Origin of the sequence: Bradyrhizobium sp. 149 (assembly GCF_023073915.1) — a bacterium.
In the GTDB taxonomy this organism is placed as follows: domain Bacteria; phylum Pseudomonadota; class Alphaproteobacteria; order Rhizobiales; family Xanthobacteraceae; genus Bradyrhizobium.
Genome location: NZ_JADPKK010000015.1, coordinates 58,069 through 71,529 on the forward strand (window position 1 = coordinate 58,069; position 13,461 = coordinate 71,529).

A 13,461-nucleotide genomic window follows, 5' to 3' on the forward strand; every position below is an offset into this window, starting at 1 on the left:
GGTCAGGCCGCGCGAACCGACTCCAGGAATTGCGCGACCTCGACCTTGAGACGGGTGCTGTCCGTCGCCAGCGACTTCGCCGCCGACAGCACCTCGTTCGAGGCCTCGCCGGTCTCGATCGCACCGCGCTGCACGTCGGTGATGTTCGACGAGACCTCCTGCGTGCCGACCGAGGCCTGCTGCACGTTACGCGAGATTTCCTGCGTGGCGGCGCCCTGCTCCTCGACGGCGGCGGCGATCGCCGCGGCCACCTCGGACAGCCGCTCGATGGTGCCGCCGATCTCCTGGATGGCACTGACGGATTCCTGCGTCGCCGCCTGAATGCCCGAGACTTGTGCCCCGATCTCACCGGTCGCTTTCGCGGTCTGCTCGGCCAGTGCCTTGACCTCGGAGGCGACGACCGCGAAGCCGCGGCCCGCTTCGCCGGCACGCGCGGCCTCGATGGTCGCGTTCAGCGCCAGCAGATTGGTCTGGCCCGCGATGGTGTTGATGAGCTCCACGACGTCGCCGATGCGGGACGCCGCCTGCGACAGCGCGTTGACGCGGTCGTTGGTCCGCGCCGCCTGCTCGACGGCCTCCGCCGCCATTCGCGCCGAATCCTGCACGCGGCGGCTGATTTCGGTGATGGAGGACGACAGTTCTTCCGAGGCGGATGCCACCGCCTGCACGTTGGTCGAGGCTTCCTCGGAGGCGGCTGCGACGACGGTCGCGAGTTCCTGTCCGCGCTGCGCGGTGTTGGTCAGCGTCGACGCGGAGGCCTCGAGCTCGGTCGAGGCGGAGGAGACGGTGCCGACGACCTCGCCGATCATGGCTTCGAATTTGCGGGTGATGGCGTCGACGCGGCGGCCGCGTTCGATCTTGGCTTCGGCGTCGCGCGCGGCGGCCTCGTCGGCGGCCTTCTTGGCGATCAGCGCCTCCTTGAAGATCTGGAGCGCATCGGCCATCGAGCCGATCTCGGTCCGCTCACCGCGATGCGGCACCTCGGCGGAGAGATCGCCCTCGCCGAGCGACTGCATCGGGCGGATGATCGAGGCAATGCCACGAGAAACGTCGCGCACGAGATAATAGGCGGCGCCGATCGCGATCACGACCGAGAGCACGATGATGCCGACCAGCACGCGGAAGATCATGGCATAGCTGTCGGCGGCCTGCTTCGTTTCCAGCTCGGCGCCCCGGTTGTTGAGCTCGATGCCCTTCTGGAGCAGGGGATCGGCAGCCTGGGCCATCTTCGCGACCTTGGTCTGCAACAACTCGTTGGCGTCGGCCGGGAAACGTCCAACGCCCTTGCGCGACAGCGCCATCACGTCCTGCACGCCGTTCAAATACTCGGCCCACGCCTTGGTCCATTGCCCGTAAAGCGAACGCTCCTCGGCGGTGGTGATCAGCGGCTCGTAGATCTTGCGGGTCTGGTCGATGCGCTCGCGTAGCGAGGCAAGGCGCTTCTCGGCGGCGTCCTTGCCCTCGACGGTCTCCTGCATCAGATGCAGGCGAAGCGCGACGCGCAGCTCGTTGATGTCGGCGCGAAGCGAGCCGAGCGCGCGCACGCTGGGCAGCCAGCTCTCCGCGATCTCGACCGTATGGGAATTGATGTTCTGCATAGTGCCGATCGCCGTCACGCCCACCCCGGCGAGCGAAAGAACGAGGACCGACAGCACGGCCAGAAGCTTGAAGACGATCGACAACTTCGACATCACGACAAATCCCGATGTTACCTAGCAACGCGCAAATCACCTGCGCCGTAATCGCCACGACGATGGCGAGACGGAGGTCAGTTCAACAATGCTGGCTGGTTCTTATCCCATGAGATTGCGCCCATAGTTGCAAGCAGGCGTTAACAGTGCCCTACGTAAAACTACGGGATCGCCCCCACCCCCATTATTTCTCCTGCAACCATCTGTTGCAGCCGCACAGACATCTCGTGCTGCGACGTGAGCGTGCCAGCCTGCGCTGCAACATGAGACCGAGGTGGCCGCCGTCACGCCGCCCGCACCGACTCCAGGAAGCGCGCGACCTCGCTCTTCAGCCGGTGGCTCTCCTGCGACAGCGATTGCGCAGCCGAATGCACCTGCGCCGAGGCAGCTCCGGTCTCGCCTGCGCCGCGCTGGACGTCGCCGATATTCGTCGAGACTTCGGAGGTGCCGTGCGCGGCGTGCTGGATGTTGCGTGATATCTCCTGCGTGGCGGCGCCCTGCTCCTCGACCGCGGCGGCAATGGCCGACGAGATCTCCGACATCCGCGCGATGGTGTCGCCGATCTCCTTGATCGCACCGACTGAGTCTTGCGTCGCGGTCTGGATCGCACCGATGTGCTGGCTGATCTCGCCGGTGGCTTTTGCAGTCTGCTCGGCGAGCGCCTTCACTTCGGTCGCGACCACGGCAAAGCCCTTGCCGGCTTCGCCCGCCCGCGCCGCCTCGATCGTCGCATTGAGCGCCAGCAAATTGGTCTGGCTGGCGATGGTGTTGATCAGCTCGACCACGTCGCCAATGCGGGAGGCGGCCTTGGTCAGCTCGGCGACCCGCGCATTGGTGCGCTGGGCCTGCCCGACCGCGACGTCGGCGACACGCGCCGATTCCTGCACCTGACGGCTGATCTCGGAGATCGAGGAGGTCATTTCCTCGCTCGCCGAAGACACCGACTGCACGTTGGCGGAGGCCGCTTCGGATGCCGCCGCCACGGCGGTGGCAAGCCCGTTGCCGCGCTCGGCGGCCTGCGTCAGCGTGTTCGAGGACGCCTCGAGCTCGGTTGCCGCCGACGACACGGTCTCGATGATCTCGCCGACCGCGCCTTCGAAATTATCCGCGAGCCGTTGCATGTCAGCCTTGCGCTGCTGGCGCCCGCGCGCATCGGCTTCGACCTGCTCGGTGCGCAGCCGCTCGGCCTCCGCCATGTTGGTCCTGAACACCTCGACAGCACCGGCCATCTCGCCGACCTCGTCCCTGCGCCCGATGCCGGGAACGGAAATCGAAAGCTCGCCGCGCGCAAGCCGCGTCATCGCACCGACCATGCCGGCAAGCGCCTTCGAGATCGAACGCCCCAGAAGGAAGCCGACCGCGGCGAGCGCGACGACGGTGACGCCGAAGGCGACCATCATCCACGTGCGCACATTCTCGCGGGTCGCAGCTTCCGCCGCCTCGGCCTGCTTGTACAGGCCTTCGACTGTGTTGCGCACCTCGATCATGCCCGGTTCTAGCCCACGGAACGTCTTCATCATGCTGGCGTCGAGTGCCGCAGTTTGCTGCGCGGCCTCCGCCCAGGATGCGAACTCGGATTGATATTTCTGCAGCTTGGCCGCGATCTCATTCATCACCGCCGTAGGGACCGCGACGACCTCTATCGCCTTGGAGAATTCAGCTGCGGCCTTCCTCATCTCGACGATGTATTTTGGGTCGCGCCGCAGCATGAAGTCCTTCTCATGCCGGCGCATCATCAGCATCCAACTCGTGGTCCTGGGATCGTCGATCTCCTTGAGCTTGGCCTCGATGTCGTGCACCGCCGCGCGGAGCGAGCCGGACAGACCGAGCGTCTCGTTCAGGCCAAGCTTGATCTCGGCGGCGACCAGCGCATTGAAGTCCGACGCGTAACGCTTGAAGCCGTCCTGGGCCTGCTTCATCCTCTCGGAGAGCGCGCTCATGCCGCCGGCCGACATCAGCAGCTCGACCTCTTCGAAATCGCGGTTGATCGGGCCAATCAGTTCGGCATGCGCCTTAGCGTAGCTCTCGTTGCGGCGCTGCTGAAAATTCTTCTCGTTGCGGCGGGCCTCCAGCATCTCGATCGAGAGCTGCTTGTCGAGATCGGCAATCGCACGGGCCCGGTTGGCGACATCGCGTGACGCGTCCTGGGAGAGACTGCCGATTTCATAGATCGCGCCGAAGGCGACGAGACCCAACAATCCGAACAGTCCGATTGCCATGACCTTGTGGGTCAGACGGATGGAGAGGCCGCTCATGAGTGTGCTCCAATACGATCGATACGCAATACGGGAGGGCGACTCAGCACCCGGAATATTGCGGAGATCATGACTGCGTCGCTTTTCCGGAAGGTTAATCCTGCGCTGTCTTCATCGCCGCGATACAGTACGCACGCGCAAACGCTACGTTCCTACGCGCGGCGGTTGCAGACCACACGTGTTGGAAATGCCGCCATCACGCCGCGCGCACGGTGCATAGGAAGCTGCCGACCTCGAGCTTGAGGCGGTTGCTGTCGCCCGACAGCGACTGCGCGGCCGCCAGCACCTGCGAGGACGCCGAGCCGGTCTCGCTCGCGCCGCGCTGCACGTCGGTGATGTTGGACGACACCTGATGCGTGCCTTCCGCGGCCTGCTGCACGTTGCGGGAAATCTCCTGCGTCGCCGCGCCCTGCTCTTCCACGGCGGCCGCGATGGTGGAAGAAATCTCCGAGAGCTTCTCGATGGTACTGCTGATGTCCCTGATTGCGCCGACCGAATGCTCGGTCGCAGTCTGGATGCCGGCAATCTGCTGCCCGATTTCGCCGGTGGCCTTCGCGGTTTGTTCGGCGAGTGCCTTGACCTCGGAGGCGACGACGGCAAAGCCGCGGCCGGCCTCGCCGGCACGGGCCGCCTCGATGGTCGCATTGAGCGCAAGGAGATTGGTCTGACCTGCGATGGTGTTGATCAGTTCGACCACGTCGCCAATCCGGCTCGCCGCCATGGACAGTTCGCTCATGCGCTCGGTGGTGACCCGCGCCTGGCCGACGGCTTCATTGGCCACACGCGCCGACTGCTGCACCTGCCTGCTGATCTCGGTGATCGAGGACGACAGCTCCTCGGTCGCCGATGCCACCGACTGCACGTTGGTCGACGCCTCCTCGGAGGCCGCAGCAACCATGGTGGTGAGCTGCTGGCCGCGCTCCGCGGTCGATGTGAGCGTCGATGCCGAATCTTCCAGCTCGGTCGCTGCCGAGGACACGGTATCGACGATCTCCCCGATCGCGGCTTCGAATCCGTCCGCCAGCTTCCGCATCTCCGCCTTGCGCTGCTCGGCTGCGCGCTTCTCGGCCGCAGCGTGATCGCCGCGCATGCGTTCGACTTCGAGGCCGTTCTGCTTGAAGACTTCAACGGTACGCGCCATCTCGCCGACTTCGTCACCTCGGCGGGTGCCGGGCACGTCCGTCGTGAAGTCGCCATTGGCCAGCCCGCTCATCGCAACCGAAATGGCTGAAAGCGGCTTGAGGATCCGGCCAAAGGTGATCCAGAAACTGAGGCCAGCCAGCATCACCGAGGCGCAGAGCAACACGACCGTGAAAGCGAAATTGCGAGTGCTGGTTTCTGCCTGCATTGTGGCTTCGCGGTCAGCAGCCGCGCCAATGGCTTCACCGAGCTTCAGCACCGCATTGATGCCGGCAGTGGCCCGCGCGAAGTATTCAGGCCCCGTGATCTTGTAGTCCCCGCCTTCGCCACCGGCGAGCACAATCACCCGCGTTTCACCGTAGGCTCCGAAATAGGACTTCTCGACCTCCGTCATCGCCTCGCCGACCTGCAGGGAGAGGTCCGAGCGCAGCCGCACCGGCAACACCGTATCCCATGCGAGCTCGACCTTCGCCCGCAGCGCCGAAAGGCGCTCATAGCCCTCCATGCCGAGTTTCGCGCGCGCACCGACGGACCCAGCCAGCAGGGCGCGCTCTCTTCCGGCATTCTCAGCCATCTGAGCTGTCAGGTGTCGCAAGCCGATGAGCTGCGCCAGCCTTGCCACGGGCGGGCTGGTGAGCGTTTCAAGCGTCAGCCGCAAGCGGTTGCTCGCGACGTCGATGACGTCTGTGATTGTTGGAGCGAAGCCATCTACGAGGTCAGGCTCGCGTTCCACGCGCGGGCGCGAAATTCCGGCGTCGGCCTTCTCACGCAACAGACGCAGCGCCTCGAATTTCGCCGCTGCGTCGGCAATCTGTCTTTGCCCCGCCGTCATTTCGGGAATCGCGCTGATATCGAGGACGGCTTGGCGAAAGGCCTCGTCCGCCGTCGCGCGCGCCTTCCCGATCTCGGCACGGCGCTCGGCGCTGACGACATCGGGAGACTTCAGCACGGCGTTGGTCAACCCGCGTTCGATCGCCCAGTGTCCTGCGCTGCGCAGAAGCAGTTGGGCAGCTCGATTGACCCTCAGGAATGCTTCGGATTCTTGCCTCTTGACGATGGCCTCGTAGGCGATGAAGCCCGCCGAAGCCAATCCCAGCAAGACCAGCGCAGAGATGATGATCGGCAAGATCGTGCCGATCCGAACATTTCCGAGCCGACTCCACGTGCTGGCGGCTTGAGCTCGGGTCTGCTGATTAGGAGCAGGGCTCAACATGCTAGTTTCCCCCAAAAGGAAACACGCAGCCAAGTCCTTGCCGGCTGCATGGACGTTGATCGCCCTTGCCTGAGAATCTAGCGCTCGGAGTTTCGCATTCTGGTTAATGGAGGCCTTCGGAGAAATACTGAGATTTCAGGCCAAATAATTGAAATGGAAGAGGTAATTTCGCGAGCAAGTTGTAAACTTCACCTTGAGGTCGCTGCCATTCGCTTCTGCAGCCGGAGTTCTCCGGAGCTATGTGCAACGCTCGCGGCACGCAAAAACGCCCCGCCTGAGGAGGCAGGGCGTCTCGCGAGCTGCGTGGAGGAGGTTCTCAGGCGGCGCGCACTGTGTCGAGGAATTTGCCGACCTCGAGCTTGAGGCGGTTGCTGTCGCCCGACAGCGACTGCGCCGCGGCCAGCACCTGCGAGGACGCCGAGCCGGTCTCGCCCGCGCCGTGCTGCACGTCGGTGATGTTGGACGACACCTGATGAGTGCCTGCCGCCGCCTGCTGCACGTTGCGGGAAATCTCCTGCGTCGCCGCGCCCTGCTCCTCGACGGCCGCCGCGATCGTGGACGATATCTCGGACAGCTTTTCGATGGTGTTGCTGATGGCGCTGATGGCGCTGACCGAGTCCTGCGTCGCCGCCTGAATGCCGGAAATCTGCTGGCCGATCTCGCCCGTCGCCTTTGCGGTCTGCTCGGCCAGCGCCTTGACCTCGGAGGCGACCACGGCGAAGCCGCGGCCGGCCTCGCCGGCGCGCGCCGCCTCGATGGTCGCATTGAGCGCCAGCAGGTTGGTCTGACCTGCGATGGTGTTGATCAGTTCGACCACGTCGCCGATCCGCGTCGCGGCCTTCGACAGTTCGCTGACGCGCTCAGTCGTTGTGCGGGCTTGGCCGACGGCCTCGCTTGCCACACGCGCGGATTCCTGCACCTGCCGGCTGATCTCGGTGATCGAGGACGACAGCTCTTCGGTCGCAGAAGCCACCGACTGCACGTTCGTCGAGGCCTCCTCGGAGGCCGCAGCCACCATCGTGGTGAGCTCCTGTGCCCGCTCCGCCGTCGAGGTCAGCGTCGAGGCCGAGGCCTCGAGCTCGGTCGCGGCCGAGGACACGGTATCGACGATCTCGCCAACGGCAGCTTCGAAACCGTTCGCGAGCTTGTGCATCTCCGCCTTGCGTTGCGCGGCTGCGGCCTGGTCCTGCCTGATCTTGACCTCGGTTTCCTCGCGCGCCTTTTGCTCGGATACCATCCTGAACTTCTCGACGGCCGCGGCGACGCCACCAACTTCGTCCTTGCGGCCGAGCCCGGGCAGCACCACGGAGAAGTCGCCGCTGGCAAGCTTGTCCATGGCGATGGTGAGCGCGCGGATCGGCCGCGCGATGGTCAGGAAGGACATCAGCCACGAACCGATGAGGACGAGCACGGCGCACGCGCCGACCACCATGCCGAGACGCTCGCTCGCGGCCATCGCCTGTGTCGCGGCAGCGATTTCTTCCTGGCCTTTGTGCTTGGCGAAATCGGCAATCTCGCTGGTCAACGTGTCCAGCTGCGTAGCGAGCGGCAGCGTCACCTCACGGATCTGGCGGGCGCCTTCCTCGGAAATCTTGCCGGCCCGGACGGGGTCCGTAGCGGCCACGGCAATGGCCTCGCCGCGAACAGAGGCGTTCTGCTGCGCACCTTTCAGGTAATCGGCGGACGAAGACTTGAGCGCTTCCATCCGCGCGCGATTTTCCGGGGAGTGCGCCAACTTGAGCATGGAATCGACGACGCCGTTCAGCACCTTCGACCGCTCCAGCAGAGTCTCGCTCGCCTTTTGCAAGTCACCCTGATTGTTGGCAAGACGGATATCTCGTACTGCGAGCTGCATGCCACGTATCCCGAGCTTGGCTTCGGCGGCTTCGCGCGCCAATTCCTGCTGCGCAAGCGCGGCTTGGTTGGAATTACGCACGTTGTTGTTGCCGATCACCTGGCTCCCGATCATGGCCCCGACGAGAACAACGCCGAACGTCGAAGCGAGCGCGAGCTTGGTACCGATTTGCAGATTCTGGATGAGTTTCGACATGAGGGCGTTTCCCGGGATTGCGCGGCCGAGTCATTGTCGGCCGCCCTCGGCGTTGATCGCCCTTGCCCAAAAAATGAGCTATCGCCATTCCCATCTGGTTAACAACTGTCGCCGTGGAAATACGGGATCGGCGCAAAAACCCCTTGAATTCCTGCACGGACCGCGCGCTTAACAGGTTAATCACACGCAGTAATAGGAATGCCCAGGCGGTGGGCATGGTGCCGAGGATATCCGTCGCGATCGTCGCCCACTCGCCCAGGAGATCAGCCGATGCGGTTGGGAAGCGGATGGCTCTCGCCGACGAGACTGATACGGAACACCGGCTTCTTGTTCTCGTCGAGCAGCTCCATGCGCCACTCGGCGTTCGGCTTCAGGCTGCGCGAGATGCCGCCGAGCAAATTGGCGCAGACCTCCGTCATCTCGGTCCACGCGGCGGCGCGATCCTCGAACTCATATGGCTGGTCGGCAGCGCCGGAATAGCGGCCCGTGCTGATACGGAAGAAGTACAGCGACATCGTTGAACCCTTTATCGGGCCGCGCCCCCCGGCCGTACGCAAAACTGGGACGCGAACAGCTACCAACGCATGAAAGCCGCCGTCCGTATGACTACGGCGCGGCGGCTTCGTGTTCGATGGCAGCTCTCAACGGCAAAATGCGCGGACTGTCCCGCGCGGCCAACTCACTGGGTCGAGCGGCGCAGCTCCAGCGGGGCGTCGTTCCTGGCAGGCTCCGATTTGGCTTCCGGCTTCACCGGCTCGAGCCGGCTGCTCTCGACGCGCGGGGTCTCGACCCGCGCGGCGACTTCTGTGTTGGCCGCACCGACCGAACCCGTGTGTTCCGAGGTGCGCAGCGAGCGCGGCCGCGCGACGGCGCGCGCCATCAGCATCTGGTTGCCACCTTGGTGATGGAAGTCGCAATAAGCGAAGCCCATCCCCGATACCGAGCCGCGGAAACTGCGATCGTCGGTCTTTTCGAGGTTGAAACAGGGCTCGAACGGAATGCCCTTGATCGAGGCGCAGACGTTCTGGCCGCGGATCTGAAGCGTGTTGCCGGGCAGGCGGAGATGTTTCACCGGACCTGCGCCCGAGAACTGCACGGCGCCGGCGGCGCCGAGGTCGTCCATGATGCGGCCCGCGCCCCGGGTACCGTCAAAACAGGTGAAAGCAAACACCTTCCCGGCGACGAAGCGGCGCGCCTCGTCGGCGTTCATGCTTCCAGCAATGGCCGGCGCAAACGTCGCTGCCGCCGCGACAGCCCCCAACACAATACGCGCAAGCATGCTCAACTCCGAACCAACCCCGCAGCGGGCTATGCCTTATCTCTTTACCCGCTGCTTACCATACTAACCATGGCGACATTGAAGCAGCTTGGTTGGTAAAGTCTGAACGTCGTTAGACAATTTTTACCACGATGCGGCCGCGGACCTGGCCGGCCAGGATTTTCGCGCCCCATTCCAACACTTCGGTCAGCGGAATTTCGTGAGTAATTTCAGCTAGTTTTGTCCGATCCAGATCGGACGCCAAGCGTTGCCAGGCGGCTTTCCGCGGCTCGATCGGGCACATCACTGAATCGATGCCGAGAAGGCACACCCCGCGCAAAATGAAGGGTGCGACAGAAGACGGCAGGTCCATGCCGGCAGCCAACCCGCACGCCGCGATCGCGCCGCCGTACTTCGTCATCGACAGGAGATTCGCGAGTGTGGTCGAGCCGACGCTGTCGATGCCACCCGCCCAGCGCTCCCTGGCAATGGGCTTGGCGGCCGCCGACAATTCGTTGCGGTCGATCACCTCAGTCGCACCGATCTCTTTCAGATAGTCCGCTTCCGAGGCACGGCCGGTCGACGCGATGACGTGATAGCCGAGCTTCGAGAGTACGGCGGTCGCAACCGAGCCGACCCCGCCGGCCGCGCCCGTTACCACGACCGGACCGCTCTTCGGCGACACCCCGTGCTTCTCCAGCGCCAGCACGGACAGCATCGCGGTGAAGCCGGCGGTGCCGATCGCCATGGCGTCGCGCGCCGATAGGCCCTGTGGCAAGGCGACCAGCCAGTCGCCCTTCACCCGCGCCTTCTCGGCATAGGATCCGAGATGGGTCTCGCCCATGCCCCAGCCGGTGCAGACGACCTTGTCGCCCGTCTTCCATTGCGGATGCGAGGACTGCTCGACCGTGCCGGCGAAATCGATGCCGGCGATCATCGGAAAACGGCGCACCACCGGCGCCTTGCCGGTGAGCGCAAGGCCGTCCTTGTAGTTCAGCGTCGACCATTCCACGCGGACGGTGACGTCGCCCTCCATCAGCTCGGCTTCGTCGAACTGCGTGAGCTGCGCGGTGGTGCCCTTGTCCGCCTTGTCGATCCGGATCGCCTTGAAATTGGCCACAGCAAAATCTCCCTGACTTGTTTCAGGGGATGTTTAGCCGATCAGGCAGGCTGCGCAACCGCCCGCTGGACCGGTTTCTCCACGATCGGGAGATTGATCAGCGCCGAGAGCACGCCGAACAGAATCGAGAGCCACCAGATCGGCGTGTAGGAACCGAACCGCTCGAACACGATGCCGCCGAGCCAGACGCCGAGGAAGCCGCCGACCTGATGGCTGACGAAGGCGAAGCCGTAAAGGGTGGCGAACCAGCGCGTGCCGAACATCAGTGCAACCAGCGCCGAGGTCGGCGGCACCGTCGACAGCCAGGTCAGGCCGGAGATCGCGCCGAACGCAATCGCCGAGAACGGCGTGATCGGGAAGGTGATGAAGGCAAGCGTCGCAAGCGCGCGGGTGAAATAGATGGTCGAGAGGATGTAGCGCTTGGGCAGGCTGTTCTGGAGATAGCCGACGCTCAGCGACCCCACGATGTTGAACAGGCCGATCGCCGCGATCACCCAGCCGCCGGTTTGCGTGGAGATGCCGCTATCGACCAGGAAGGCCGGCAGATGCACCGTGATGAAGGCGAGCTGGAAGCCGCAGGTGAAGAAGCCGAGCACCAGCAGCACGTAAGAACGATGGCCGAAGGCTTCCGCGAGCGCCTTGGTGAAGGTCTGCTCGTCCGCAGGTGCGGCCTTTGCTGTGCTTGCGACCGGCGGCGTCGAGAGCGCCAGCGACAGCGGGATGATCAGCAGCATCAGGAAGCCGAACACGGTGAGCGCCTGCTGCCAGCCGAAATTATCGATCAGGGCCACGCCGATCGGCGCGAACAGGAACTGCCCGAACGATCCCGCCGCGGTACCGGCGCCGAGCGCAAGGCCGCGCTTCTCGGGCGGCAAGAGCTTGGTAAATGCCGACAGCACCAGATTGAACGAGCAGCCGGCGAGACCGAAGCCGACCATGACGCCAGCGCCGATGTTCAACGACAGAGGCGTCGAGGAATAGCGCATCAACAGCAAGCCGCCGGCATAGAGCAGAGCGCCGGCGCACATCACCCGGAACAGACCGAAGCGATCGGCGACCGCACCGGCGACGGGCTGGCCCAGTCCCCACAGCAAATTCTGAAAGGCGATCGCGAGGCCGAACACGTCGCGGCCCCAGCCGTATTCGTTGCTCATCGGCTGCACGAAGAAGCCCAGCGCCGAGCGCGGACCGAAGCCGAGCATCCCGATGGCGCACCCGCAGAGAATAATGATCGCCGGCGTACGCCAGGAAGAGGAACGCGAAACTGGACTGAGTTCGCCCATCTGTGTCGACATGGTGTTCCTCTCTTGTCGTTGGCGGATCCGGAACAGGGAGCTGCGGAAAAGCCGTTTAATGCAGATGCATGAAAATCCCAAGCGAAAAATGGTTGCATTCCATGAAGGGCTATCGCGGGAGCATTGCATTTCGTGGAGACCTCCTCCGGAGGAGCAAGTCGCGACTGACGGGAATGTGTGCGGGAGCATCTAGCGGTCCTCTCCGAGGCGTGTTATCCTTGATTTGCTCATAATGAGCATATTGATTGATCCTTCCGGCCGGCCGGCCGGATTTCTCAGGCTCAATATATGCTCGTATCGAGTATATCTAACGCACACGGGAGGCTTCGATGCCGCTAACTGGAATTTACGGTCCCGACGATTTTGCCAGCCGGCCGCAGGGCCAAGTCATCACGTCGCCCCGGGCGCCGGTGCGAAACGGGCCTCCGCTGCCAATGCCTTCGCTGGAATGGACGCCGGAGGTCGAGCGCGCCACCGCGCCGCTTTACGAGCGCGTGAAACATGTGATCCCGCCGATCGAATGGCCGCTGATGGCGCCGACCATCAAGGCGATCAACGAGCTCAAGCGGGCGCGGGGCGCGGTGATCCTCGCGCACAATTACCAGGCGCCGGAGATCTTCCACTGCGTCGCCGACATCGGCGGCGATTCGCTCCAGCTCGCGGTGGAAGCCACCAAGGTGGAGGCCGACATCATCGTCCAGTGCGGCGTGCACTTCATGGCCGAGACGTCAAAGCTGCTCAATCCGGACAAGACGGTGCTGATCCCCGATACGCGCGCCGGCTGTTCGCTTGCCGCCAGCATCACCGGCGCCGACGTTCGCCTGCTCCGGGAAAAATTTCCCGGCGTGCCTGTCGTTGCCTATGTCAACACCTCCGCCGAGGTGAAGGCCGAAGTCGACATTTGCTGCACCTCGTCGAACGCGGTGCAGGTGGTCGAGAGCCTCGGCGCTCGAACCGTGATCTTCCTGCCCGATCGCTATCTGGCGACTTACGTGGCCTCGAAGACCGACGTGAAGATCATCGCCTGGAAGGGCGCCTGCGAGGTGCACGAGCGCTTCACCGGCGCCGAGCTGCGCAGCTACCGCGAGGCCGATCCCTCCGTGCAGATCATCGCGCATCCCGAATGCCCCCCGGACGTGCTGGCCGAGGCCGACTTCACGGGCTCGACCGCGCACATGATCAACTGGGTGCGCGAAAAGCGGCCGCGGCGGCTGGTCATGATCACGGAATGCTCGATGGCCGACAATGTGCGCGCCGAGCTGCCCGACGTGGAAATGCTGCGCCCCTGCAATATCTGCCCGCACATGAAGCGCATCACGCTCGCCAACATTCTGGAAAGCCTGCTGATGCTTCGTGAAGAGGTGACGATCGATCCCGCGCTTGCGATGCGCGCGCGGCGTTCGGTCGAACGGATGATCAATCTGAAGAATTGAGACAAG

At 64.3% G+C, this 13,461-nt stretch carries 9 protein-coding genes; 1 reads left to right on the top strand and 8 read right to left on the bottom strand.

Annotated elements, in window-relative coordinates:
• Positions 1–2 precede the first annotated feature (2 nt).
• From IVA88_RS09335 to IVA88_RS09370, 8 genes are all read right to left on the bottom strand, one after another.
• Positions 3–1,691 carry a methyl-accepting chemotaxis protein gene (locus tag IVA88_RS09335; RefSeq protein ID WP_247496997.1) on the bottom strand — a complete coding sequence of 563 codons (1,689 nt, stop codon included), beginning with the start codon at positions 1,689–1,691 and terminating at the stop codon, positions 3–5.
• A gap of 284 nt (positions 1,692–1,975) precedes the next feature.
• Entirely contained in the window at positions 1,976–3,946 is a 1,971-nt protein-coding gene (locus IVA88_RS09340) for a HAMP domain-containing methyl-accepting chemotaxis protein (RefSeq protein WP_247496998.1), read from the bottom strand.
• A 196-nt stretch (positions 3,947–4,142) separates the two neighbouring features.
• On the bottom strand, positions 4,143–6,212 hold the full coding sequence (locus tag IVA88_RS09345; RefSeq protein ID WP_247496999.1) for a methyl-accepting chemotaxis protein: 2,070 nt from the start codon (positions 6,210–6,212) through the stop codon (positions 4,143–4,145).
• Between the two features lie 403 nt (positions 6,213–6,615).
• Complete coding sequence (locus IVA88_RS09350; RefSeq protein ID WP_247497000.1) at positions 6,616–8,349, bottom strand: HAMP domain-containing methyl-accepting chemotaxis protein; 1,734 nt, start codon at positions 8,347–8,349, stop codon at positions 6,616–6,618.
• A gap of 263 nt (positions 8,350–8,612) precedes the next feature.
• On the bottom strand, positions 8,613–8,864 hold the full coding sequence (locus IVA88_RS09355; RefSeq protein ID WP_247497001.1) for a hypothetical protein: 252 nt from the start codon (positions 8,862–8,864) through the stop codon (positions 8,613–8,615).
• Positions 8,865–9,028: 164 nt separating this feature from the next.
• A complete protein-coding gene (locus IVA88_RS09360) occupies positions 9,029–9,628 on the bottom strand; it encodes a hypothetical protein (protein ID WP_247497002.1) in 600 nt (199 codons plus the stop codon).
• Between the two features lie 112 nt (positions 9,629–9,740).
• Positions 9,741–10,727, bottom strand: a complete 987-nt coding sequence (locus IVA88_RS09365) for an MDR family oxidoreductase (protein WP_247497003.1) — start codon at positions 10,725–10,727, stop codon at positions 9,741–9,743.
• Between the two features lie 41 nt (positions 10,728–10,768).
• A complete protein-coding gene (locus tag IVA88_RS09370; protein WP_247497004.1) occupies positions 10,769–12,022 on the bottom strand; it encodes an MFS transporter in 1,254 nt (417 codons plus the stop codon).
• Between the two features lie 329 nt (positions 12,023–12,351).
• Here IVA88_RS09370 and nadA point away from each other — a divergent pair, with 329 nt between their 5' ends.
• Positions 12,352–13,455 carry a quinolinate synthase NadA gene (gene nadA, locus IVA88_RS09375; protein ID WP_247497005.1) on the top strand — a complete coding sequence of 368 codons (1,104 nt, stop codon included), beginning with the start codon at positions 12,352–12,354 and terminating at the stop codon, positions 13,453–13,455.
• The last annotated feature ends 6 nt before the right edge of the window (positions 13,456–13,461 follow it).

Excerpts from the sequence above, each read along its gene's own strand:
- IVA88_RS09335 (WP_247496997.1), bottom strand. The coding sequence starts at position 1,691 with ATGTCGAAGTTGTCGATCGTCTTCAAGCTTCTGGCCGTGCTGTCGGTC.
- IVA88_RS09340 (WP_247496998.1), bottom strand. The coding sequence starts at position 3,946 with ATGAGCGGCCTCTCCATCCGTCTGACCCACAAGGTCATGGCAATCGGA.
- IVA88_RS09350 (WP_247497000.1), bottom strand. The coding sequence starts at position 8,349 with ATGTCGAAACTCATCCAGAATCTGCAAATCGGTACCAAGCTCGCGCTC.
- IVA88_RS09355 (WP_247497001.1), bottom strand. The coding sequence starts at position 8,864 with ATGTCGCTGTACTTCTTCCGTATCAGCACGGGCCGCTATTCCGGCGCT.
- IVA88_RS09360 (WP_247497002.1), bottom strand. The coding sequence starts at position 9,628 with ATGCTTGCGCGTATTGTGTTGGGGGCTGTCGCGGCGGCAGCGACGTTT.
- IVA88_RS09370 (WP_247497004.1), bottom strand. The coding sequence starts at position 12,022 with ATGTCGACACAGATGGGCGAACTCAGTCCAGTTTCGCGTTCCTCTTCC.
- nadA (WP_247497005.1), top strand. The coding sequence starts at position 12,352 with ATGCCGCTAACTGGAATTTACGGTCCCGACGATTTTGCCAGCCGGCCG.